Here is a 22,053-nt window from a genome sequence, read left to right on the forward strand (position 1 = left end):
TGAGAATCTCTCTGATTTCGTTTCACTTGCCTTGAATGACAAGCGCCGCGAAAAAAGGGGACACGCGTTAAACACTATTTTTGCGCGGCACCAGCGTTACCCAATAACGCGTACGCGAATGCACCTCCAGCGGCAGGCTGACCGCCAGAAGCGCGAGGATGCGATCGGTGTCTTCCAGGCGAAAACTGCCGGTGATGCGCAGCGATTCCAGCGCTGGCTCCCAACGCAACACGCCCGGACGATAGGTGCTGAGTTCGCGCAGGAAATCCCCCAAGGGTTGGTTCTGCGCCATCAGCACTCCGTCACGCCAGCCAGGGGCCAGCACATCGAATGGCTCCACAGCGCCGGCACCCGCCGCTTGCAGGCTGACTTGCTGGCCGCCGCGCAACGAAAAGACCGGCCCGTGCAGAGGCTGCAACTGCACCGTGCCTCGAAGCACTGACACCTTGCAGCCCGTCTGCCCCTGACGCACACACACTTCGCCCTGACTGACGGTCACTTGCCCGAAGCGCGTGAGGATCGTCAGCGGCGAAGTCGCGGGCACGTTCAGCGCCATTTCGCCTTCCACCAGTGTCAGGCGCCGGCTCTTCAGATCGATATCGACGGCACTGGCCGTGTTCAGTTGCACAGCGCTGCCATCGGCCAACCGGACTTTTTTGCTTTCCCCGGTGGCGGTGCGCAGGTCGGCCCCCCAGGCATCCAGAGGCAACTGCCGACTGATCAACCAGGCGGTCGGCAGCAACGCCACTGCACCGACCGCGCGCTTGAGCACCGTGCGTCGACTGGCTTGCGGCCGGTCCAGACTGGCCATGGCCAGGCCCGATGGCAGGTCGGCAAAACGTTGACGCAAGCACTGCGCTTTCTGCCAGGCCTGCTCATGGCTGGAATGGCTGTCGCGCCAGCTCTGCAACTGCTCCCGGTCCCGCTCATTGGCACAGCCGGATTCCATGAGGGCCAGCCACTGCGCGGCGGCCCGCACGACTTGTCGGGTCTGGGCCGAAGGTGCCGAACCGTTCACATGTCCACCAGCAGGCAATGTTCGTAGGCTTGAGCCATGTAGCGCTTGATCGTGCGTTCCGAGACTTGCAGGCGCTCGGCAATCTCCTGATAGCTCAGGCCTTCGAGTTGACTCAAGAGAAACGCGCGGCGTACCGGGCCCGGCAATCCATCGAGCAATTCGTCCAGGGCTTGCAGGGTCTCCAGCAGAATCCAGCGTTGCTCCGGGGACGGCACACAGTCCTCGGGCAGCAACGCCAATGCATCGAGATAGGCTTGCTCCAGGCTGCGACGCTTGTAGAAGTTGCTCAGCAGTCGTTTGCCGACGGTCGCCAGGTAGGCGCGAGGCTCTTGCAAGTCGGCGATGCGCTGAGAGCTGGCCAGTACACGAACGAAGGTATCCTGACTCAGGTCCGCTGCATCGCTGCCATTGCTCATGCGTCGCCTCAACCAGCCCTCGAGCCAGCCCCGATGGTCGCGGTACAGGTCGTGGAAGGCTTGCTCCGGCGGCATCGCGGCATCACTCATCTGAAGGAACCCTGGGCGAAGAAATAATTTAAATGCGACTCATTCTAATTAGTGTTGCGCGGGCAATCCAAGTCCTTTGTGCGAATTGCACCCGGTAAATGCTTGAATTATTTGATGACAGGCAGGCATTTCGGCCGCGCAGGCGCCGGTTAACAAGGCTGCGGGTTATTGAGGGGGATTTTCGAGAGTCATCGGGATTTACCGGGCATCTGCGCCAGGCCGGCATATGTGAAACCCTGAGGGTCGCGAGGCAGGAGAAAAAGCCAAATCGCAGACACAAAAAACCCCGGTCTTTCGACCAGGGTTTTTGCTATCGACTCGAAGTAACCAGTGGTTTCTTCGTAGCTCCAAGGCGTTCAGTGGGCCTCGGGGCAGATATGGCGCAGCGGACGGGACTCGAACCCGCGACCCCCGGCGTGACAGGCCGGTATTCTAACCGACTGAACTACCGCTGCGTATCGCTTTGAGCAGATGCTCAAGTAACTCGTCTGATTGAAAACTCAGTAGCTTTTCAATCTCGAATCAGAGCATGCCTGATTCGGTAAATATGGCGCAGCGGACGGGACTCGAACCCGCGACCCCCGGCGTGACAGGCCGGTATTCTAACCGACTGAACTACCGCTGCGCGTCGGTGGAGGCATTTCAGCCTACCTCTTGCTTTCGCAAGTATCTCGGGAGTGGTGGGTGATGACGGGATCGAACCGCCGACATTCTGCTTGTAAGGCAGACGCTCTCCCAGCTGAGCTAATCACCCGTTTGCATCTCCGAGGCCGCGAAATTTACGCAGGTAGCGAACCTAAGTCAATAGCAGGATTGAAGTTTTTTTCAAAAACAGCTTTTAGCGGCAAGCTTCGAGCTGCAAGTAAAAGCAAGCACGCATATAGCAGGCACACCACCGTCACGCTTTAACTTGCAGCTTGAAGCTGCCTTTCACTGCTCATAGATCATCTTCTTGGTCATGCCGCCATCGACCACGAATTCCTGACCGGTGACAAAACCGGCATTCCTCGACAGCAGCCAGGCCACCATCGCCGCCACATCCTCGACCGTCCCCACCCTGCCCGCCGGATGCTGGGCATGATCGGCCTCGGTCAAGGGTTCGGCGCGCCGCACCGAAGGGTCGCGCGCATCGATCCAGCCAGGGCTGACGGCATTGACCCGGATCTCCGGGCCAAGGCTGATGGCCAACGCATGAGTCAGGGCCAACAAGCCGCCCTTGCTCGCCGCATAGGCCTCTGTGTCGGGTTCCGACTGCCCGGCGCGGGTCGAGGCCAGATTGACGATGGCGCCGCTGTGAGCGCGCAGGTACGGCGCACAGTGCTTGGCCAGCAGCATCGGCCCGCTGAGGTTCACCGCCAACACCCGATTCCAGTGGGCCAGGTCGAGGCTTTCGAGGGTGATGTTGTGCGGATCGGCCACCGCCGCATTGCAGACCAGCGCATCCAGGCGCCCGAACTGGCCGAGCACCTCGGCCACGCCCAGCGCGACTTGTCCCTCGTTGGCGACATCCATGGGGATGAACCAGGCGTTGTCACCCAGCACTTTCGCCACTTTCGACCCGCGCTCCCGGTCCAGATCCGTCAGCACGACTTGCCAGCCTTCGCTGATCAGCCAGGCCGAAATCCCCAGGCCTATGCCCCGCGCAGCACCGGTCACCAGCGCTACGCGGCCATTGGAGCCGGTGTTTGGCGCAGACAACTCGATCACAACGCAGCCAGGCCGCGCGCCAGATCGGCTTGCAGGTCCGCCACGTCTTCCAGGCCGACCGCAATGCGGATCAGGCTGTCACGAATGCCCGCCGCTTCACGCTCCTGCGGCGCCAGGCGACCATGGGAGGTGGTGCTCGGATGGGTGATGGTGGTTTTGCTGTCGCCCAGGTTGGCGGTGATCGAAATCAGGCGCGTGGCATCGATAAAGCGCCAGGCACCCTCTTTGCCGCCCTTCACCTCAAAACTGACGACCGCACCGAAACCCTTCTGCTGGCGCAGCGCCAGCTCGTGCTGCGGATGGCTCTTGAGGCCGGCGTAATGGACTTTCTCGATGCCTTCCTGCTGTTCCAGCCACTCGGCCAGTTGCTGGGCATTGGCACAATGGGCCTTCATCCGCAGGTTCAGGGTTTCCAGGCCCTTGAGGAAGATCCAGGCGTTGAACGGGCTCAGGGTCGGCCCGGCGGTACGCAGGAAGCCAACCACTTCTTTCATCTGCTCGCTGCGACCGGCGACCACGCCGCCCATGCAACGGCCCTGGCCATCGATGAACTTGGTGGCCGAGTGCACGACGATGTCCGCGCCCATTTTCAGCGGCTGCTGCAAGGCCGGGGTGCAGAAGCAGTTATCGACCACCAGCATCGCGCCTTTGGCGTGGGCGATTTTCGCCAGTTCGGCAATGTCGACCAACTCGGCCAGCGGGTTGGACGGCGACTCGACGAACAGCAGCTTGGTATTGGACTTGATCGCCGCATCCCAGCCGGACAGATCCGCCAGGGCCACGTAATCGACTTCGATGCCGAAACGCTTGAAGTACTTTTCGAACAGGCTGATGGTCGAGCCGAACACGCTGCGCGACACCAATACGTGATCGCCGGCGCTGCACAGGCTCATCACCACGGCCATGATCGCAGCCATGCCGGTGGCGGTGGCCACAGCTTGCTCGGCGCTTTCCAGAGCGGCGATGCGCTCTTCGAAGGCGCGCACGGTCGGGTTGGTGTAGCGCGAGTAAACGTTGCCCGGTACTTCCCCGGCAAACCGCGCGGCTGCGTCGGCAGCGGTGCGGAATACATAGCTGGAAGTGAAGAACATCGGATCACCGTGCTCGCCTTCCGGCGTACGGTGCTGACCGGCACGTACGGCCAGGGTATCGAACGCTACGCCTTCGAGGTCGCTGTCCAGCCGACCGGCATCCCAATCCTGACTCATGCTGTCACTCCTTTCCCTATTCTCTTAAATTAAAAGCCGGATACAAAACCGGCCCCTCAGGGCCGGTAGAAACTCAGTTGTTGTACAGGTCGATGATCGCGCTGACTGCCTGCGTCTTGACCTTGGAGGCATCGTTGCGTGCCTGTTCGATCTTGTTCAGGTAAGCCTCGTCGACGTCGCCAGTGACGTACTGGCCATCGAACACCGCGCAATCGAACTTGTCGATCTTGATCTTGCCGCCACCGACCGCTTCGATCAAGTCAGGCAGATCCTGATAGATCAGCCAGTCGGCGCCGATCAGGTCAGCCACGTCCTGGGTCGAACGGTTGTGCGCGATCAGCTCGTGAGCGCTCGGCATGTCGATGCCGTAGACGTTCGGGTAGCGAACCGCTGGCGCCGCGGAGCAGAAGTAGACGTTCTTGGCGCCGGCTTCGCGGGCCATCTGGATGATCTGCTTGCACGTGGTACCGCGCACGATGGAGTCATCCACCAGCATCACGTTCTTGCCGCGGAACTCCAGTTCGATGGCGTTGAGCTTCTGGCGTACGGATTTTTTCCGCGCGGCCTGGCCCGGCATGATGAAGGTCCGGCCGATGTAGCGGTTCTTCACGAAGCCTTCGCGGAACTTCACGCCCAGGTGGTTCGCCAGCTCCAGCGCGGCGGTGCGGCTGGTGTCCGGAATCGGGATGACCACGTCGATGTCGTGATCCGGACGCTCGCGCAGGATCTTCTCGGCCAGCTTCTCACCCATGCGCAGGCGGGCCTTGTAGACCGACACGCCGTCGATGATCGAATCCGGACGCGCCAGGTAGACGTGTTCGAAGATGCACGGGGTCAGGGACGGGTTGGTCGCGCACTGACGGGTGTACAGCTTGCCCTCTTCAGTGATGTAGACCGCTTCGCCTGGCGCCAGGTCGCGAATCAGGGTGAAGCCCAGCACGTCCAGGGAAACGCTTTCCGAGGCGATCATGTACTCGACGCCTTCGTCGGTGTGACGCTGGCCGAAAACGATCGGGCGGATGCCGTGCGGATCGCGGAAGCCGACGATGCCGTAGCCGGTGATCATGGCCACGACGGCATAACCACCGACGCAACGGTTGTGCACGTCGGTGACGGCGGCAAACACGTCTTCTTCGGTCGGCTGCAACTTGCCGCGCTGGGCCAGTTCGTGCGCGAACACGTTGAGCAGCACTTCCGAATCGGAGCTGGTGTTGACGTGGCGCAGGTCAGATTCGTAAATCTCCTTGGCCAGTTGTTCAACGTTGGTCAGGTTACCGTTGTGCGCCAGGGTGATGCCGTAAGGCGAGTTGACGTAAAACGGTTGAGCTTCAGCCGACGTCGAGCTGCCCGCGGTCGGATAACGCACATGGCCAATGCCCATGTGACCGACCAGGCGCTGCATGTGACGCTGCTGGAACACGTCACGCACCAGGCCGTTATCCTTGCGCAGGAACAACCGGCCATCATGGCTGGTCACGATACCGGCAGCGTCCTGGCCGCGGTGCTGGAGCACGGTTAGCGCGTCATACAGCGCCTGATTGACGTTCGACTTACCGACGATACCGACGATGCCACACATGCGACGCAACCCCTACTTAATGGATCTGAACTGAGCACTACTCACTGAGGCGTTTTGGCCATCGGCAAGAGTTGCTCCTTGAACGGAATATCAGCGGGTACGCTGATTCCGCTGGCAAGCCACTGACTGCTCCACCCGAGGATCAGGTTTTTGGACCAGTCGGCGACCAATAGAAATTTTGGCACGAGCTGTGACTCTTTCCACCACCCGTCCTGCTGTACCGGCCCCAGGCTCAACAGCCCGACGGCGATGACCACCAGCAACCCGCCACGCGCGGCGCCGAAGGCCATGCCGAGGAATCGGTCGGTCCCGGAGAGCCCGGTGACGCGAACCAGTTCGCCGATAAGATAATTGATCATTGCGCCTACGATTAAAGTGGCGACAAACATGATGGCACAGCCCGTGATTATACGGGCCGATGGCGTTTGAATGTACCCGCCGAGGTACTCGGACAGTGAGCCACCGAACATCCAGGCAACGACTCCTGCGATGATCCAGGTCAGCAGCGACAGTGCTTCTTTGACGAAGCCGCGGCTCAGACTGATCAATGCGGAGATGGCGACGATTGCTACGATCGCCCAGTCAACCCAGGTAAATGGCACAGTGCAGCCTACAGACGGATAAGGCGGCGCATTTTAGCAGAGCCCATGCTTATCGGTAAGCTGCGATTGTCAGTGCATTTCATATCGGGGCGATAGTTTTAGCCACGTTCCGGCTGAAAGCGCACGACAAACCCCTTCAGGTTCTGCTGGCGGTTCAGCAAATCCCGCAGCCGGTCGGCTTCTGCGCGCTCGATCAGCGGCCCGACAAACACCCGGTTTTTGCCGTCGGCGGTCCGGATGTAGGCGTTGTAACCCTGGCTGCGCAAGGTTTTCTGCAGCTTTTCCGCGCTTTCACGGTTCGCCAGACTGGCCAGTTGCACCGACCAGCTGACCGACAAACCATTGGCATCGACACGGCTTTGCGTGGTGTCCGGCTTGCCCGGTGACGCCGTGATGGGCTGGGCAGGCGCGGTCGCAGGCTTGGCGGCCAGCGCCGGAACCGGCGCAGGCGCAGGCTTGGCGGCCAGCGCCGGAACCGGCGCAGGCGCAGGCGGCGGCGTAACCGGTTTGACAGCAGGTGCCGGAGCCACCGGTGCAGCCGGCACCGCCGATTCCTGCTGGGCGATTTCGTCATCGCTCGGCACGGGTTCCTGGGGCAAGGCTTGCGGCTCAGGCACCGCCACGGGTTCGACCTGCACCTGGGGCAGCGCAGGCGCCTGCGGGGCCGCCGGCGCTTCGACCGTCACCTGACGCTGTTCGTCCTGGCGGGAAAACAGCATCGGCAGAAAAATCACCGCCAGCGCGACCAACACCAGGGCGCCAACCATTCGCTGCTTGTATGCCTTATCCAGCAATGCCATTTGCCGCTTCCTCCGTGGAGCGCCGGGCCAGCCATTCAAGGGCCTCGGCGACACAATAAAATGATCCGAACAACAGGATTTCGTCGTCGCTCGTGGCCTGCGCGCACTGCCCTTCCAGGGCGGCCGCTACACTGCCGTATGACGTGACCGAGGCACCAAGACCCTGCAATGCATCGTGCAGATCCGCAACCGGACGCGCCCGAGGCGAATCCAGCGGTGCAACAGCCCAGTGCTGGACACTAGCATTCAATTCGCCGACAACACCACCCAGATCCTTGTCCGCCAGCAGCCCGAACACCGCCAGGCGCTTGCCGACCGGTGGACGGCTGGCCAGACGACGGGCCAGGTACTCCGCCGCATGCGGGTTATGCCCCACATCCAGCAATAAATTCAAACGCTTGCCCTGCCACTCGAACGCGCGGCGATCCAGACGACCGACCACCTTCGTAGCCCGCAGCGCTTCGATAATCTGCACATCCACCCAAGGCAAGCCAAGCAGCAAGTAAGCCTGCAACGCCAGCGCGGCGTTTTCCATCGGCAGATCGAGCAGCGGCAGGTCGCGCAGCTCGACCGCACGCCCTTGCGCATCGACACCGCGCCACTGCCAGTTGTGATCGGTCACGCCGAGATCAAAATCGCGCCCACGCAGGAAAAACGGGCAATTGAGCTCGCGCGCCTTGTCCAGCAGGGGTTGTGGAGGATTCAGATCGCCACAGAGCGCAGGCGCGCCCTGGCGGAAAATACCGGCCTTCTCGAAGGCCACGGACTCTCGGGTATCACCCAGGTAGTCGGCATGATCGACGCCAATACTGGTGACCAGCGCCATGTCGGCATCCACCACGTTGACCGTGTCCAGACGACCGCCCAGGCCGACCTCCAGCACCACTGCATCGAGCCCGGAGTGCTGGAACAGCCAGAACGCCGCCAGGGTGCCCATTTCGAAGTAGGTGAGCGACGTGTCGCCACGCCCGGCCTCTACCGCTGCAAAGGCCTGGCACAGCTCGGCGTCAGTGGCTTCGACGCCGTTGACCGTTACCCGCTCGTTGTAGCGCAGCAGGTGCGGGGAGTTGTAAACCCCCACCTTCAAGCCCTGGGCCCGCAGCAAGGACGCCACGAACGCACAGGTGGAACCCTTGCCGTTGGTCCCGGTGACCGTAATCACCCGAGGCGCCGGCTTGCCCAGTCCCATGCGGGACGCTACCTGCTGCGACCGCTCCAACCCCATGTCGATGGCCGAAGGGTGCAACTGTTCGAGGTAGGCGAGCCATTCGCCAAGGGTACGTTGGGTCATAGGCTGGCAGGTACCGGTGGAACCACGATTGGAACGATGGGTGCAGCCACGAACTTCGGCGTCGGCAGGCCCATCATTTGCGCCAGCAGGTTGCCCAGGCGCGGACGCAGTTCCTGACGGTCGATGATCATGTCGATGGCACCGTGCTCCAGCAGGAACTCGCTGCGCTGGAAGCCTTCCGGCAGTTTTTCACGCACGGTCTGCTCGATCACTCGCGGACCGGCAAAACCGATCAGCGCCTTCGGCTCGCCGACAATCACGTCGCCCAGCATCGCGAGGCTGGCGGAAACGCCGCCGTAGACCGGATCGGTCAGCACGGAGATGAACGGGATGCCTTCTTCACGCAGACGCGCCAGCACCGCAGAGGTCTTGGCCATCTGCATCAGGGAAATCAGCGCTTCCTGCATCCGCGCACCGCCGGAAGCCGAGAAACAGACCATCGGGCAACGTTTTTCCAGGGCGTAGTTGGCGGCGCGAACGAAACGCTCACCGACGATGGCGCCCATCGAACCGCCCATGAAGGAAAACTCGAACGCAGAAACCACGATCGGCATGCCCAGCAAAGTGCCGCTCATCGACACCAGCGCGTCTTTTTCGCCGGTCTGCTTTTGTGCAGCGGTCAGGCGGTCCTTGTACTTCTTGCCGTCGCGGAATTTCAGACGGTCAACCGGCTCCAGGTCTGCACCCAGCTCGGTACGGCCTTCAACGTCGAGGAAGATGTCGATACGGGCGCGGGCGCCGATACGCATGTGATGGTTGCACTTGGGGCAAACGTCCAGGGTCTTTTCCAACTCAGGACGATACAGCACAGCCTCGCAAGACGGGCATTTGTGCCAAAGACCTTCAGGCACCGAGCTCTTCTTGACCTCGGAACGCATGATCGAAGGGATCAGTTTGTCTACTAACCAGTTGCTCATGCTTTCTTTCTCCAGTACCGGCGGCCCGAACGCTCTGGTTCGCAGCCCCGTGTATGCCCTAGCGCTAAATTCATGTGTGCGGCGATGATCAGTGAATGGCCGGATCAGCAAAACGTGACCTGCGTACCACCCCATGACCCTCAGCCGTTTTGTACAGTGCAGTGGACGGCGGCAGTCTGCCAGCCGTCACATCAACAGGTGCTACCGCGTACCGCCTTGATAAATGCCTGGACCTTTGCGTGATCCTTGATGCCCTTGCTCGCCTCTACCCCGCCACTGACATCCACGGCATAAGGCCGGACACGGGCAATGGCTTCGGCGACGTTATCCGGCGTCAGGCCGCCGGCCAGAATGATCGGCTTGCTCAAACCTTGCGGTATCAGTGACCAGTCAAACGCCTCACCGGTTCCTCCGGGAACGCCTTCGACATAGGTATCGAGCAGGATACCGCTGGCACTGGCATACGCATCACAGGCCGCGGCGATATCATCCCCCGCCTTGACCCGCAGCGCCTTGATGTACGGGCGGTGCCAGCCTTCGCAATCCGCCGCGCTTTCATCGCCGTGAAATTGCAGCAGGTCCAGGGGCACTGCGTCGAGGAGTTCACCCAGTTCGCAACGGCTCGCATTGACGAACAGGCCCACGGTGGTCACGAACGGTGGCAGCGCCTGGATGATCGAGCGCGCCTGCTGGAACGTCACCGCACGGGGACTTTTGGCATAGAACACGAAGCCGATGGCATCCGCCCCGGCCTCGACGGCCGCCAACGCATCTTCTATGCGGGTAATCCCACAGATCTTGCTGCGAACGGCTGACATGTCGACACAACTCCAAGACAAATCCGGGAAAGTCCCGGATGGTAACAAAAGCGTTCGAGGGCGTCAGCCGCCAAGTTCGGAGAAGCCGGTCAGGAAGTGCGGACCGATGTAACGTTCTGGCAATTCGAACTCGTCACGATACTCGACCTGCACCAGATACAACCCGAATGGATGCGCGGTCACGCCACCGGTCCGGCGAATCCGGCTCTCCAGCACCTCTTTCATCCACTCCACCGGACGCTCACCGGCGCCAATGGTCATCAGCACACCGGCGATGTTGCGCACCATGTGGTGCAGGAAGGCGCTGGCACGAATGTCCAGCACGATCATCTTGCCGTGACGGGTGACACGCAGGTGATGCAGCTCCTTGATCGGCGATTTGGCCTGGCACTGGCCGGCACGGAAAGCGCTGAAATCATGGGTGCCGAGCAGGTATTGAGCGGCCTCGGCCATGCGCTCGACGTCCAGCGGACGGTGGTTCCAGGTCACTTCTTCGTTCAGGTGCGCGGGGCGGATCTGATCGTTGTAGATCACGTAGCGATAACGCCGGGCGATGGCCTTGAACCGCGCATGGAAATGCGCCGGCATGACCTTGGCCCAACTGACACTGACGTCGTGGGGCAAGTTGATGTTGGCGCCCATGGTCCAGGCCTTCATCGAACGCTCGACCTGGGTATCGAAATGCACCACCTGTCCGCAGGCATGCACCCCGGCGTCGGTACGCCCGGCGCACATCAGCGAGACGGGTGAATCGGCGACTTTGGACAGGGCGTTTTCGAGGGTTTCCTGCACGGTGAGCACCCCGGACGCCTGGCGCTGCCAGCCACGGTAGCGCGAGCCTTTATATTCAACGCCCAGCGCGATCCGGAAAAAGCCGTCGGCTGCCATTTCGGCGGCCGGGTTATCTATATTTGCCAAGGAGGGACAGCCTGATGATGTACCAAAGGCGGGCATTATAAGGCCACCGGGCGGGGATACCAGAGAGATCTCCATTGACTGTTCCGGCCCCTTCGCGGGCAAGCCCGCTCCCACAGGTACAGTGTGATCCTGTGGGAGCGGGCTTGCCCGCGAAGAGGCCACAGCAGACGACATCAATTCATCGCCCAAACAAAAACGGCAGCCTCACCGGGCTGCCGTTCTGTTTACAACGTACCGATCACTCAAGCCAGACGCGAAAGCATCTCCCTGGCTTCGCTCTTCTGCTCGTCACTGCCTTCGCTCACGACCTCATTGAGGATGTCGCGGGCACCGTCGCTGTCTCCCATGTCGATATAGGCCTGGGCCAGATCGAGCTTGGTAGCGGCTTCATCGGTACCCGAGAGGAAGTCGAACTCGTCATCACCATCCAGTGCGGCGTCGGCTTCGGTAAAGGTCGGCTCACCGATGCTGTTGGACAGGCTTTCCAGCTCGGCGTTGACATCATCCAGCTCGGCGGCGAACGCATCCGGCGTGCTCATTTCGTCGGCCAGCGACAGGTCGAAGTCGGCAGGCAAATCCAGATCATCCAGCGCAACGTCAGGAGCAGCCGGGGTTTCGGCGACTGGAAAATCCTTCACGCCTTCATCCAGATCCAGCAGGAAATCGTCCTCAGCCAGCATCGCCGGCGACGGTTGCGCACCGAGATCCAGGTCAAGGTCGAAGTCCGACAGGTCATCGAGGTTTTCCTTGATTTCGGTCTGTTGCTGCAACACCGACTCAAAACTCAGATCGTCATCCAGCGGGAATTCGTCCAGATCCGCCAAAGCCTCCACTTCAGGCTCCGCTACAGGTGCAGGCGCCACAGGCTGGATCGTGTCCAGATCATCCAGGCTCAGGTCGAAGGCGCTGTCGAGGTCATCCTCGAGCGGCGTCGGTTCCGGCGTGGGTGCTTGCGGCTCATCGAGCAACAGGTCCTTGACGTACTGCGCGTCCAGCTCGGCAGCAACGGCGGCTGCGGCGATGCCACCGGCAGCGACCAGCGCCATGGCCGGGAAGCGGCTTTTGAGCTTTTCCACCTGGGCGAAGTTGTCGCCATTGGCCACCAGCTTGCGCTCCTGGCTGACGAACGCATCGCGGTCGCCTTGCTGGCCGTAGACTTCCATCAGCTTCAAGCGCAAATCGCTGCGCTGAGGCTCTCGCTTGACGCCGTCCTCCAGCAATGCGGCAGCCTGGTTCAGGCGACCGGCACTGATGTGCGACTGAGCCTGGCCCAGTACATCGTCGGAACGCTCGGCAGCCGGCGCCACCAATGGCGCGGCGATCGGCGTGGTCATCACGACGGGGGCAATGACCGGCGCAGGCGCGGGAGCTGGTGTCGGTGCAGTCGCCAGCTTCACGCTCGGCGACGGAACTTCGAGGCCTTCGAAGCTGCTTTCCGGCAAGTCGAGATCGGCCGAGAACGGCTGCTCTTCGGCCAGGGCACGCGCCATGCGCTGATGCTTCTCGGCAGCTTGCTGGGCTTTGCGGCGGCGCGCCAGCAACAGCAGCAAGAGCAGCAGAACGACAGCACCGCCACCCACCAGGCCCAGCAGCACCGGATTGCTCAGCAACTCATTGAATTTCTGATCGTCGGATGCGGCCGGCGTCGCCTCGACAGGTTGCCCGACCGGAGTCGCAGCTGCCTCGGGCGCCGCGGCCACAGGCGCAGTGTCTGCCGGAGCAGGTGCAGCCGGATTGGGCGCCAGCTCGGCCGACATTGCCGGAGCCGTTGCGGTGCCTGGTGCGTCAGTCGCGCCCTCGGCCTGCAACTTGGCCAGTTGATTGTTCTTCAACTCGAGCAGGCGCTGCAGCTTGTCCATCTGACTTTGCAGGTCGGCCACGCGGCTCTTCAGCTCGGCGTTATCACGACGACTGGTGTCTAGGCTTTCCTGAGTCACCGCCAGCTTGTTGCTGAGGGCCACGGCATCGCCGGCAGGTCCTTTGCCACGATTCTTGCCGGACTCGGCAGACACCAGGCTCAGCTTGTCGCTGGCCGCTTGCGCCGGAGCAACATCGCTGCGAGCGCGATTGGTGGCGTCCAGTTGCTGCTGCCCTGCCCCGGGCTTGGCGACATAACGGCGACCCTGACGCCAGGCCTTGTTCTGCGCGGCCACTTCGGCGATGGCCTTGGGTTGCGGCAGGTTGGTGCTCTGCGCCTGATCCGGCAGACGCAGCACCTGGCCGGTTTTCAAGCGGTTGATGTTGCCGTCAATGAAGGCGTCCGGGTTCAGCGCCTGAATGGCCAGCATGGTTTGCTGGATCGAACCGCCATTACGCGCCTTCGCGGCGATCTCCCACAGGGTATCGCGCGGCGTGGTGGTGTATTGCGACGGCTTGGTCGCACCGGTGACCGGCGCAGCGACGGTTGAAGTCGGTGCGGGCTGCGCAGCCGCCTCGGCGGCTTGCGGCGAGAATTTCGATGGATCGAGCAGCACACTGTAGTCGCGCAGCAAACGGCCGTTCGGCCACATCACCTGAACCAGGAACTTCACCATCGGCTCGGAGAGCGGCTTGCTGGAGGTCACGCGCAGGATGCTTTTGCCGTTGGCGTTAAGCACCGGGGTGAAGGTCAAGTCATTCAGAAACGCCTGGCGGTCGACACCGGCCTTGGCGAAATCTTCCGGCGAAGCCAGGCTCGGCACCAATTCGGCAGCGGTGAGGTCCTTGACATCGAGCAGCTCGATTTCCGCCACCAGCGGCTGGTTGAGCGTCGATTTCAGGGTCAGTTCCCCGAGCCCGAGGGCATGCGCCATACCGGAGGACAGCGCCGAGGCGGCCGCTATTGCTAACACCAGTTTGCGAACTTGAACCATTAGCTCATCCTTAGTTTGAACATTCCTCGGCCAGCGAGAAGATATTGATAGCCGCCGCCGTACGGCATTGCGTGCAACGACGAAGGACGTCGCGCGCGATCATTTGATTGATGCCCCGCAAAGCCCCGCAGAGTGGCTCGCCTTCAGCACTCCGGCAAGCATAGGCTCGCCCGGAATCATTCGACAAATTGTTGCAAAGTATCTTTTACAGCAGGTCTTTAATCAACAACTCAGCCAGCTGCACAGCGTTGAGCGCGGCGCCTTTGCGTACGTTATCTGACGTCAGCCACAAATTAAGTTCCGACAGGTCGTCGATACCGTGGCGAACCCGCCCCACGTAGACCACATCCTGCCCTACCGCGTCACCTACCGGCGTCGGGTAATCGCCTGCCTCGACCAGCTCGATACCGGGCGCATCTTCCAACGCAGCATTGACTTTGGCCAAATCAATGTCCTTTGCGCACTGCAGGGTCACGCTATAGCTATCGCCAAAAAACACCGGGGCTTGAATGCAAGTGACGGAAACTTTCAATGCAGGCAGCGCCATGACCTGACGCAGCTCCCGCACCAGGCGTTTTTCCAGCAGCGTATGACCTTGTTCGTCCGGCTTGCCAACCTGGGCCAACAGGTTGAAGGCCATTTGCCGGTCAAAGAATTTCGGTTCCAGCGGCCGCACATTCAGCAGTTCGGCGGTTTGCCGGGCGAGCTCGCTCACGGCTTCACGGCCCTGGGCCGATACCGCCAGGCTGGCGGTCAGGCTGACGCGCTGCAAATCGAGCACACCCATCAGCGGCGCGAGCACCACCGCCAGCGTGGTAGCCGACGGACTTGGAGCGCTGACCAGAAACGGCTTTTTCAAGCCCGCCAGCACCTGAGCGTTGGCTTCAGGCACGACCTGCGGCGCCTTATCCGCGGGCAAGGCACCGGACAGATCGATCACCGAGCAACCGGCGTCAGTCGCACGGGAAGCAAAACTCAAGGAAACCGCCGGGCCGGCGGCAAAAAATGCCAACTGCACCTTGCTGAAGTCGAACTCATCGACTTCCCGCACCCGCACGTTCTTGCCGCGATAGGGTACGGAACTGCCGGCCGACTCGCTGCTGGCCAACAGGTGAAGGGTGCCGATCGGGAAATCGCGCTCTTCGAGAATCTGCACGAGCGTTTCGCCGACAGTACCGGTGGCGCCGATCACGGCAATATCAATGGTCTGGCTCATGGTTTTACCTCTGGCGAAACTGGGGGAGCGGCACTTTACCGGGTGACTGACATGCAGGCAATTCTGCCGGGCCTTGTGGTGCCTGTGATGGCCCCTTCGCGAGCAGGCTCGCTCCCACAGTTGATCGCATTTCCCTGTGGGAGCGAGCCAGCTCGCGAAGGCGTCGGACCTGACAACATTTCGCCCATAAAAAAACCCGCACCTCTTTCAAGGCGCGGGTTCTTTCATTGCATCAGTCGATCAACGCTCGAGCAGGATCCGCAGCATGCGACGCAGCGGTTCGGCCGCGCCCCACAGCAACTGGTCGCCGACGGTGAACGCGCCGACGAACTGCGAGCCCATGTTCAGCTTGCGCAGACGGCCAACCGGGATGTTCAGGGTGCCGGTGACCTTGTTCGGGCTCAGCTCCTGAATGCTGGTCTCACGGCTGTTCGGCACCAGCTTGACCCAAGGGTTGTGCTGGCTGATCAGCCCTTCGATATCGGCGATCGGCACGTCTTTGTTCAGCTTGATGGTCAGCGCCTGGCTGTGGCAGCGCATGGCGCCGATGCGCACGCAGATGCCATCGACCGGGATCGGGCTCTTGAAGCGACCGAGGATCTTGTTGGTCTCGGCCTGGGCCTTCCACTCTTCGCGGCTCTGGCCGTTCGGCAGTTCCTTGTCGATCCACGGGATCAGGCTGCCGGCCAGCGGTACGCCGAAGTTTTCGGTCGGGTACGCGTCGCTGCGCATGGCTTCGGCCACACGACGGTCGATGTCGAGGATCGCGCTGGCCGGATCGGCCAGTTGATCGGCGACAGCAGCGTGGGTCGCGCCCATCTGCTTGATCAGTTCACGCATATTCTGCGCGCCGGCACCGGAGGCCGCCTGATAAGTCATGGCGCTCATCCATTCCACCAGGCCCGCTTCGAACAGGCCACCGAGACCCATCAGCATCAGGCTGACGGTGCAGTTGCCGCCGATGTAGTTCTTGGTGCCAGCATCGAGCTGCTGGTCGATGACCTTGCGGTTCACCGGGTCCAGAACGATCACTGCGTCATCCTGCATGCGCAGGCTGGAAGCGGCGTCGATCCAGTAACCCTGCCAGCCAGCTTCGCGCAGCTTGGGGAAGACTTCGCTGGTGTAGTCGCCACCCTGGCAGGTCAGAATCACGTCGAGGGTTTTCAGCTCTTCAATGCTGTAAGCGTCCTTGAGCGGAGCAATGTCCTTGCCCACGGACGGGCCTTGGCCACCGACATTGGAAGTGGTGAAAAACACCGGCTCGATAAGATCGAAATCCTGCTCTTCCAGCATCCGCTGCATGAGCACGGAACCGACCATACCGCGCCAACCGATCAGACCTACACGTTTCATCGCAACTACACCTTCTTGAAATGTGGGCCGCTGCCTTGTCTTGAATTTGGCAGCGGGCCCGAGAGATTACAGATTCCGCAGCGCGGCGACTACTGCGTCACCCATTTCCTGCGTACCGACTTTAGTGCAACCGGCCGACCAGATGTCACCCGTGCGCAAGCCCTGGTCGAGCACCAGGCTCACGGCTTTCTCGATGGCGTCGGCGGCAGCCTGCTGATTGAAGCTGTAACGCAGCATCATCGACACCGACAAAATGGTCGCCAGCGGGTTGGCAATGCCCTTGCCCGCGATGTCCGGCGCCGAACCGTGGCACGGCTCGTACATGCCTTTGTTGTTGGTGTCCAGGGACGCCGACGGCAGCATGCCGATGGAACCGGTGAGCATCGAAGCCTGGTCGGACAGGATGTCGCCGAACATGTTGTCGGTGACGATCACGTCGAACTGCTTCGGTGCACGCACCAGTTGCATGGCGGCGTTGTCGACGTACATGTGGCTCAGTTCGACTTCAGGATAATCCTTGGCCACTTGCTCGACCACTTCACGCCACAACTGGCTGGACGCCAGTACGTTGGCCTTGTCCACCGAGCACAGTTTCTTGCCGCGAACCATGGCCATGTCGAAGCCGACACGGGCGATGCGGCGGATTTCGCTTTCGCTGTACGGCAGGGTGTCGTAGGACTGACGCTCGCCGTTTTCCAGGGTACGGGTACCGCGCGGCGCACCGAAGTAGATGCCGCCGGTCAGTTCGCGAACGATCAGGATGTCCAGCCCGGAGACGATTTCCGGCTTCAGGCTCGAAGCCTCGGCCAGTTGCGGGTACAGGATCGCCGGACGCAGGTTGCCGAACAGGCCCAGTTGCGCACGGATTTTCAACAGGCCGCGCTCAGGGCGGATGTCACGCTCGATGGTGTCCCATTTCGGGCCGCCGACCGCACCCAGCAACACGGCATCGGCCGCGCGGGCACGTTCCAAGGTTTCATCGGCCAAAGGCACGCCGTGCTTGTCGATGGCCGCGCCACCGATCACGTCGTGGCTCAGCTCGAAGCCCAGAGAGAACTTGTCACTGGCCAGTTCCAGCACCTTGACCGCTTCGGCCATGATTTCCGGGCCAATACCGTCACCTGGGAGAATCAGAATCTGCTTGCTCATGCTTTCCTCATGTCATCAGTCGGTGCACCCTTGGGCGCTCCCGGAAAAATTCTATCGCTCGGCCATCAATACCAACACATCGGTACTGAACGAACCGTCTGCCTCAATCTCAAAATATTCGCGCACTTCGTTGCCCATCGACTGCTGCAACTGGCGGATCGCCGCGCGCATCACTTCAGGGGTGCGCATGCGCTCGACCCAGCTGTTGTACTCCAGGCGCAAGCGCTGACGGGCGGTACTGCGGGTGTGCAACCCCGCCTCACTGACCTGGCGCAGCCACTCACCGGCGGAATAATCGCGCACATGGCTGGTGTCACGCAGCACTTCGACGCTTTGCAGGTAAGTGTCGAACAACGGACTGCCCGGTGACAACACGTCGACAAATGCCGCCACGCCACCCGGTTTCAACACCCGCCGCACTTCCCGCAGGGCCACACCCAGATCGCTCCAATGGTGCGCCGAATAGCGGCTGAAGACGAAATCGAATTCGCCATCGGCGAACGGCAGGCGCTCGGCGGCACCGAGGACCGTCGATACGTTGCTCAAGCCACGATCAACGGCAGCACCGGCGACCACATCCAGCATTTGCTGCGACAGGTCGTAGGCCACGACTTCCTTGACCAGCGAAGCCACGTGGAAACTCACGTGACCGGCGCCGCAACCCAGGTCCAGGACCCGGGCATCGCCCTGCCCCGCCAGTTCAGCCTGTAGCAGAGCGAATTCGGTGCCTTGAGCGTGAACGGCGCTGCTCAGGTAGGCGGCTGCCTGTTCACCGAATTGCTTTTGGACTACCTGGCTGTGCTGGGCGGTGCTGGTCATGGGGACTTCCTTTTTGGGGGTGAGTCTTGGGGTGTTTGGGCTGCCGCCTTCGCGAGCAGGCTCGCTCCCACATTGGATTTTCAGTGTTTACAAAATCCCTGTGGGAGCGAGCCTGCTCGCGAAGAGGCCGGCCCTGCCTACATCAATCTCTGATCAATCAAGCGTCGCGAAACAACCAAGGCTGGCTCGCACGGTGCTTGGCCTCAAACGCTGCAATCGCATCGCCGTCCTGCAAGGTCAGGCCGATATCGTCCAGGCCGTTGAGCAGGCAATGCTTGCGGAACGCATCGATTTCAAAGCTCAACACCTTGCCGTCAGGGCGGGTCACGGTCTGGGCTTGCAGATCGACCTGCAACTGATAACCCGGATTGGCCTCGACCTGCTGGAACAGTTCGTCGACTTCGGCATCGCTCAAGATGATCGGCAGCAAGCCGTTCTTGAAGCTGTTGTTGAAGAAGATGTCGGCATAGCTCGGCGCGATGATGCTGCGGAAACCGTACTCTTCCAGCGCCCACGGCGCGTGTTCACGACTGGAGCCGCAACCGAAGTTCTCACGGGCCAGCAACACGCTGGCGCCCTGGTAACGCTCGGCATTGAGGACGAAGTCCTTGTTCAGCGGACGCTTGGAGTTGTCCTGGTAAGGCTGGCCCACATCCAGGTAGCGCCATTCATCGAACAGGTTCGGGCCAAAACCGGTGCGCTTGATCGACTTCAAGAACTGCTTCGGGATGATCTGGTCGGTGTCGACGTTGGCACGATCCAAAGGCGCGACAAGTCCAGTGTGCTGGGTAAAAGCTTTCATGCTGCGCTCCTTAAATCAATTCACGGACGTCGACGAAACGACCGTTCACAGCGGCGGCCGCGGCCATGGCCGGGCTGACGAGGTGGGTACGGCCACCGGCGCCCTGACGGCCTTCGAAGTTACGGTTGGAAGTCGAAGCGCAATGCTCGCCGGACTCCAAACGGTCCGGGTTCATCGCCAGGCACATCGAGCAACCCGGCTCACGCCATTCGAAACCGGCCTCGATGAAAATCTTGTCCAGGCCTTCCGATTCGGCCTGCGCCTTCACCAGACCAGAACCCGGCACGACGATGGCCTGCTTGATGGTCGAGGCCACTTTGCGGCCCTTGGCGATCACCGCGGCGGCGCGCAGGTCTTCGATCCGCGAGTTGGTGCAGGAACCGATGAATACGCGGTCGAGCTGAATGTCGGTGATCGCCTGGTTGGCGGTCAAACCCATGTACTTCAAGGCACGGACGATGGAATCACGCTTGACCAGGTCCATTTCCTTCGCAGGATCCGGCACGTTCTGGTCGACCGCCAACACCATTTCCGGCGAGGTGCCCCAGCTGACTTGCGGCTTGATCTGGGTCGCGTCGAGCTCAACGATGGTGTCGAACTTCGCATCGGCGTCAGACACCAGGTCTTTCCAGGCTTCGACGGCCAGGTCCCACTCCGCGCCTTTCGGAGCGAACGGACGACCCTTGACGTATTCCACAGTCTTTTCGTCTGCAGCCACCAGGCCTACGCGAGCGCCGGCTTCGATGGCCATGTTGCAGATGGTCATGCGGCCTTCCACGGACAGGTCGCGAATCGCACTGCCGGCGAACTCGATGGCGTGGCCGTTACCGCCGGCGGTGCCGATCTTGCCGATCACGGCGAGCACGATGTCCTTGGCGGTCACGCCGAACGGCAATTGGCCTTCGACGCGCACCAGCATGTTCTTCATTTTCTTGGCGACCAGGCACTGGGTGGCGAGCACGTGCTCGACCTCGGAGGTGCCGATACCGTGGGCCAATGCGCCGAATGCGCCGTGGGTCGAGGTGTGGGAGTCGCCGCAGACCACGGTCATGCCCGGCAAGGTGGCGCCCTGCTCCGGGCCGATGACGTGGACGATGCCCTGGCGAACGTCGTTCATCTTGAATTCGACAATGCCGTATTCATCGCAGTTGTCATCGAGGGTCTGGACTTGCAGGCGCGAGACCTGGTCAACGATGGCGTCGATGCCGCCCTTGCGCTCCGGCGTGGTCGGTACGTTGTGGTCCGGGGTCGCGATGTTGGCATCGATGCGCCATGGCTTGCGCCCGGCCAGACGCAGGCCTTCAAAAGCTTGCGGCGAAGTCACTTCGTGGATGATGTGACGGTCGATGTAGATCAGCGCAGAGCCATCGTCGCGCTGCTTGACCAAATGCGAATCCCAGAGCTTGTCGTAGAGCGTTTTGCCGGCCATCAGACGGTTTCCTCATCAGCTTGTTTCTATGCCCTGGGTCTTGAGCGATTCAATAACCCCTTGGCTTGTGAGGTCGATCCTATGGGGTTACATTAAATAACTCAAATTCATATTTTTTATGCTTTGGATAACCAACTGGAATGCGAACATGGACCTGGCCAACCTCAATGCTTTTATTGCCATTGCCGAGACCGGAAGTTTCTCCGGTGCAGGTGAACGGCTGCACCTGACCCAGCCGGCCATCAGCAAGCGCATCGCCGGACTGGAGCAGCAATTGAAGGTGCGGCTGTTCGATCGCCTGGGCCGTGAAGTGGGCCTGACCGAGGCCGGGCGCGCCCTGCTGCCGCGGGCTTATCAGATTCTCAATGTGCTGGATGATACGCGCCGCGCCCTGACCAACCTCACTGGCGAAGTGACCGGCCGTCTGACCCTGGCCACCAGTCACCACATCGGCCTGCACCGTTTGCCGCCTTTATTAAGGGAATTCACCCGACGCTACCCGCAAGTGGCGCTGGATATTCAGTTCCTCGATTCGGAAGTGGCCTACGAGGAAATTCTCCATGGCCGCGCCGAACTGGCGGTCATCACCCTGGCACCGGAGCCCCACACACTGGTCAAGGCGACGCCTGTGTGGGACGACCCGCTGGATTTCGTGGTCGCCCCGGAGCATTCACTGCTCAACAACGGCAAGGTCAGCCTGGCGGACATCGCCCGACACCCGGCGGTATTCCCCGGCGGCAACACCTTTACCCACCACATCGTGCAACGGCTGTTCGAAGCCCAGGGCCTGACACCCAACATCGCCATGAGTACCAACTACCTGGAAACCATCAAGATGATGGTCTCGATCGGCCTGGCCTGGAGTGTCTTGCCGCGCACCATGCTCGATGACCAGGTGGCGCGCATACCTTTGCCGGGCATACAGCTCACTCGCCAGCTAGGCTATATCCTGCACACGGAAAGGACGCTGTCGAATGCTGCGCGGGCCTTCATGGCCTTGCTGGACGCTCAACTCGATCTGCCAGGGACTCAAGGCTAAGTTGTGCTACTCCTATAGAGCCGCGAATAC

General features: G+C 61.4%; 19 protein-coding genes and 3 tRNA genes. 1 reads left to right on the plus strand and 21 read right to left on the minus strand.

Annotated features, from left to right (window positions below):
* Positions 1 to 67: 67 nt before the first annotated feature.
* The 21 genes from KW838_RS21650 to leuC all read right to left on the minus strand — a co-directional run bounded on the left by KW838_RS21650 (position 68) and on the right by leuC (position 20,984).
* Positions 68 to 1,018 carry a FecR family protein gene (locus KW838_RS21650; RefSeq protein WP_218503541.1) on the minus strand — a complete coding sequence of 317 codons (951 nt, stop codon included), beginning with the start codon at positions 1,016 to 1,018 and terminating at the stop codon, positions 68 to 70.
* Positions 1,015 to 1,524, minus strand: coding sequence for a sigma-70 family RNA polymerase sigma factor (locus KW838_RS21655; protein ID WP_218503542.1), 510 nt, complete (start codon positions 1,522 to 1,524; stop codon positions 1,015 to 1,017). Before KW838_RS21655 ends, KW838_RS21650 begins: the two co-directional genes overlap by 4 nt.
* 378 nt (positions 1,525 to 1,902) lie before the next feature.
* Positions 1,903 to 1,979 (minus strand) — tRNA-Asp (locus KW838_RS21660).
* A 93-nt stretch (positions 1,980 to 2,072) separates the two neighbouring features.
* A tRNA-Asp gene (locus KW838_RS21665) sits at positions 2,073 to 2,149 on the minus strand.
* Positions 2,150 to 2,202: 53 nt separating this feature from the next.
* Positions 2,203 to 2,278, minus strand: a tRNA-Val gene (locus tag KW838_RS21670).
* A gap of 176 nt (positions 2,279 to 2,454) precedes the next feature.
* Positions 2,455 to 3,231, minus strand: coding sequence for an SDR family oxidoreductase (locus tag KW838_RS21675; protein ID WP_218503543.1), 777 nt, complete (start codon positions 3,229 to 3,231; stop codon positions 2,455 to 2,457).
* Positions 3,228 to 4,439: an O-succinylhomoserine sulfhydrylase gene (locus tag KW838_RS21680; RefSeq protein ID WP_015095883.1), complete on the minus strand. Its 1,212-nt coding sequence runs from the start codon at positions 4,437 to 4,439 to the stop codon at positions 3,228 to 3,230. Before KW838_RS21680 ends, KW838_RS21675 begins: the two co-directional genes overlap by 4 nt.
* A 73-nt stretch (positions 4,440 to 4,512) precedes the next feature.
* Complete coding sequence (gene purF, locus KW838_RS21685; protein ID WP_007975670.1) at positions 4,513 to 6,018, minus strand: amidophosphoribosyltransferase; 1,506 nt, start codon at positions 6,016 to 6,018, stop codon at positions 4,513 to 4,515.
* Between the two features lie 41 nt (positions 6,019 to 6,059).
* A complete protein-coding gene (locus tag KW838_RS21690; RefSeq protein WP_007975669.1) occupies positions 6,060 to 6,620 on the minus strand; it encodes a CvpA family protein in 561 nt (186 codons plus the stop codon).
* 98 nt (positions 6,621 to 6,718) lie between these two features.
* On the minus strand, positions 6,719 to 7,420 hold the full coding sequence (locus tag KW838_RS21695) for an SPOR domain-containing protein (protein WP_218503544.1): 702 nt from the start codon (positions 7,418 to 7,420) through the stop codon (positions 6,719 to 6,721).
* Positions 7,404 to 8,711 (minus strand): bifunctional tetrahydrofolate synthase/dihydrofolate synthase, encoded by a 1,308-nt coding sequence (gene folC / locus KW838_RS21700; protein ID WP_218503545.1) that lies wholly within the window; start codon positions 8,709 to 8,711, stop codon positions 7,404 to 7,406. The genes KW838_RS21695 and folC overlap by 17 nt, the downstream gene beginning before the upstream one ends.
* Positions 8,708 to 9,628: an acetyl-CoA carboxylase, carboxyltransferase subunit beta gene (gene accD / locus KW838_RS21705; RefSeq protein WP_015095887.1), complete on the minus strand. Its 921-nt coding sequence runs from the start codon at positions 9,626 to 9,628 to the stop codon at positions 8,708 to 8,710. Before accD ends, folC begins: the two co-directional genes overlap by 4 nt.
* Before the next feature lie 191 nt (positions 9,629 to 9,819).
* The gene (locus KW838_RS21710; protein WP_095965299.1) at positions 9,820 to 10,446 is read right to left on the minus strand and encodes a phosphoribosylanthranilate isomerase; all 627 of its coding nucleotides are present in this window, start codon (positions 10,444 to 10,446) and stop codon (positions 9,820 to 9,822) included.
* 63 nt (positions 10,447 to 10,509) lie between these two features.
* Complete coding sequence (truA, locus tag KW838_RS21715) at positions 10,510 to 11,334, minus strand: tRNA pseudouridine(38-40) synthase TruA (protein ID WP_032829430.1); 825 nt, start codon at positions 11,332 to 11,334, stop codon at positions 10,510 to 10,512.
* Between the two features lie 272 nt (positions 11,335 to 11,606).
* Complete coding sequence (locus tag KW838_RS21720) at positions 11,607 to 14,216, minus strand: FimV/HubP family polar landmark protein (protein WP_218503546.1); 2,610 nt, start codon at positions 14,214 to 14,216, stop codon at positions 11,607 to 11,609.
* Between the two features lie 205 nt (positions 14,217 to 14,421).
* The gene (locus KW838_RS21725) at positions 14,422 to 15,432 is read right to left on the minus strand and encodes an aspartate-semialdehyde dehydrogenase (RefSeq protein ID WP_218503547.1); all 1,011 of its coding nucleotides are present in this window, start codon (positions 15,430 to 15,432) and stop codon (positions 14,422 to 14,424) included.
* A 240-nt stretch (positions 15,433 to 15,672) separates the two neighbouring features.
* Entirely contained in the window at positions 15,673 to 16,785 is a 1,113-nt protein-coding gene (gene asd, locus KW838_RS21730; protein ID WP_007975660.1) for an aspartate-semialdehyde dehydrogenase, read from the minus strand.
* A 66-nt stretch (positions 16,786 to 16,851) separates the two neighbouring features.
* The gene (gene leuB / locus KW838_RS21735; protein ID WP_007975659.1) at positions 16,852 to 17,934 is read right to left on the minus strand and encodes a 3-isopropylmalate dehydrogenase; all 1,083 of its coding nucleotides are present in this window, start codon (positions 17,932 to 17,934) and stop codon (positions 16,852 to 16,854) included.
* Positions 17,935 to 17,985: 51 nt separating this feature from the next.
* The gene (locus tag KW838_RS21740; RefSeq protein ID WP_102699270.1) at positions 17,986 to 18,753 is read right to left on the minus strand and encodes a class I SAM-dependent methyltransferase; all 768 of its coding nucleotides are present in this window, start codon (positions 18,751 to 18,753) and stop codon (positions 17,986 to 17,988) included.
* A gap of 157 nt (positions 18,754 to 18,910) precedes the next feature.
* Complete coding sequence (leuD, locus tag KW838_RS21745) at positions 18,911 to 19,555, minus strand: 3-isopropylmalate dehydratase small subunit (protein WP_015095895.1); 645 nt, start codon at positions 19,553 to 19,555, stop codon at positions 18,911 to 18,913.
* A gap of 10 nt (positions 19,556 to 19,565) precedes the next feature.
* Positions 19,566 to 20,984: a 3-isopropylmalate dehydratase large subunit gene (gene leuC, locus KW838_RS21750; RefSeq protein WP_218503548.1), complete on the minus strand. Its 1,419-nt coding sequence runs from the start codon at positions 20,982 to 20,984 to the stop codon at positions 19,566 to 19,568.
* A 148-nt stretch (positions 20,985 to 21,132) separates the two neighbouring features.
* Between leuC and KW838_RS21755 the strand changes: the two genes are divergently transcribed.
* Complete coding sequence (locus KW838_RS21755) at positions 21,133 to 22,023, plus strand: LysR family transcriptional regulator (protein ID WP_007975654.1); 891 nt, start codon at positions 21,133 to 21,135, stop codon at positions 22,021 to 22,023.
* The last annotated feature ends 30 nt before the right edge of the window (positions 22,024 to 22,053 follow it).

The sequence above is a fragment of the Pseudomonas sp. PDM27 genome, assembly GCF_019219205.1.
Lineage (GTDB): Bacteria > Pseudomonadota > Gammaproteobacteria > Pseudomonadales > Pseudomonadaceae > Aquipseudomonas > Aquipseudomonas laurylsulfatiphila.

What these genes read in the sequence shown, in the direction of transcription:
- KW838_RS21720 (WP_218503546.1), bottom strand. Translation starts at nt 14,216, where the DNA reads ATGGTTCAAGTTCGCAAACTGGTGTTAGCAATAGCGGCCGCCTCGGCG.
- accD (WP_015095887.1), bottom strand. Translation starts at nt 9,628, where the DNA reads ATGAGCAACTGGTTAGTAGACAAACTGATCCCTTCGATCATGCGTTCC.
- KW838_RS21725 (WP_218503547.1), bottom strand. Translation starts at nt 15,432, where the DNA reads ATGAGCCAGACCATTGATATTGCCGTGATCGGCGCCACCGGTACTGTC.
- leuB (WP_007975659.1), bottom strand. Translation starts at nt 17,934, where the DNA reads ATGAGCAAGCAGATTCTGATTCTCCCAGGTGACGGTATTGGCCCGGAA.
- KW838_RS21655 (WP_218503542.1), bottom strand. Translation starts at nt 1,524, where the DNA reads ATGAGTGATGCCGCGATGCCGCCGGAGCAAGCCTTCCACGACCTGTAC.
- asd (WP_007975660.1), bottom strand. Translation starts at nt 16,785, where the DNA reads ATGAAACGTGTAGGTCTGATCGGTTGGCGCGGTATGGTCGGTTCCGTG.
- KW838_RS21680 (WP_015095883.1), bottom strand. Translation starts at nt 4,439, where the DNA reads ATGAGTCAGGATTGGGATGCCGGTCGGCTGGACAGCGACCTCGAAGGC.
- leuC (WP_218503548.1), bottom strand. Translation starts at nt 20,984, where the DNA reads ATGGCCGGCAAAACGCTCTACGACAAGCTCTGGGATTCGCATTTGGTC.
- purF (WP_007975670.1), bottom strand. Translation starts at nt 6,018, where the DNA reads ATGTGTGGCATCGTCGGTATCGTCGGTAAGTCGAACGTCAATCAGGCG.
- truA (WP_032829430.1), bottom strand. Translation starts at nt 11,334, where the DNA reads ATGGCAGCCGACGGCTTTTTCCGGATCGCGCTGGGCGTTGAATATAAA.
- leuD (WP_015095895.1), bottom strand. Translation starts at nt 19,555, where the DNA reads ATGAAAGCTTTTACCCAGCACACTGGACTTGTCGCGCCTTTGGATCGT.
- KW838_RS21755 (WP_007975654.1), top strand. Translation starts at nt 21,133, where the DNA reads ATGGACCTGGCCAACCTCAATGCTTTTATTGCCATTGCCGAGACCGGA.
- KW838_RS21740 (WP_102699270.1), bottom strand. Translation starts at nt 18,753, where the DNA reads ATGACCAGCACCGCCCAGCACAGCCAGGTAGTCCAAAAGCAATTCGGT.
- folC (WP_218503545.1), bottom strand. Translation starts at nt 8,711, where the DNA reads ATGACCCAACGTACCCTTGGCGAATGGCTCGCCTACCTCGAACAGTTG.
- KW838_RS21710 (WP_095965299.1), bottom strand. Translation starts at nt 10,446, where the DNA reads ATGTCAGCCGTTCGCAGCAAGATCTGTGGGATTACCCGCATAGAAGAT.
- KW838_RS21695 (WP_218503544.1), bottom strand. Translation starts at nt 7,420, where the DNA reads ATGGCATTGCTGGATAAGGCATACAAGCAGCGAATGGTTGGCGCCCTG.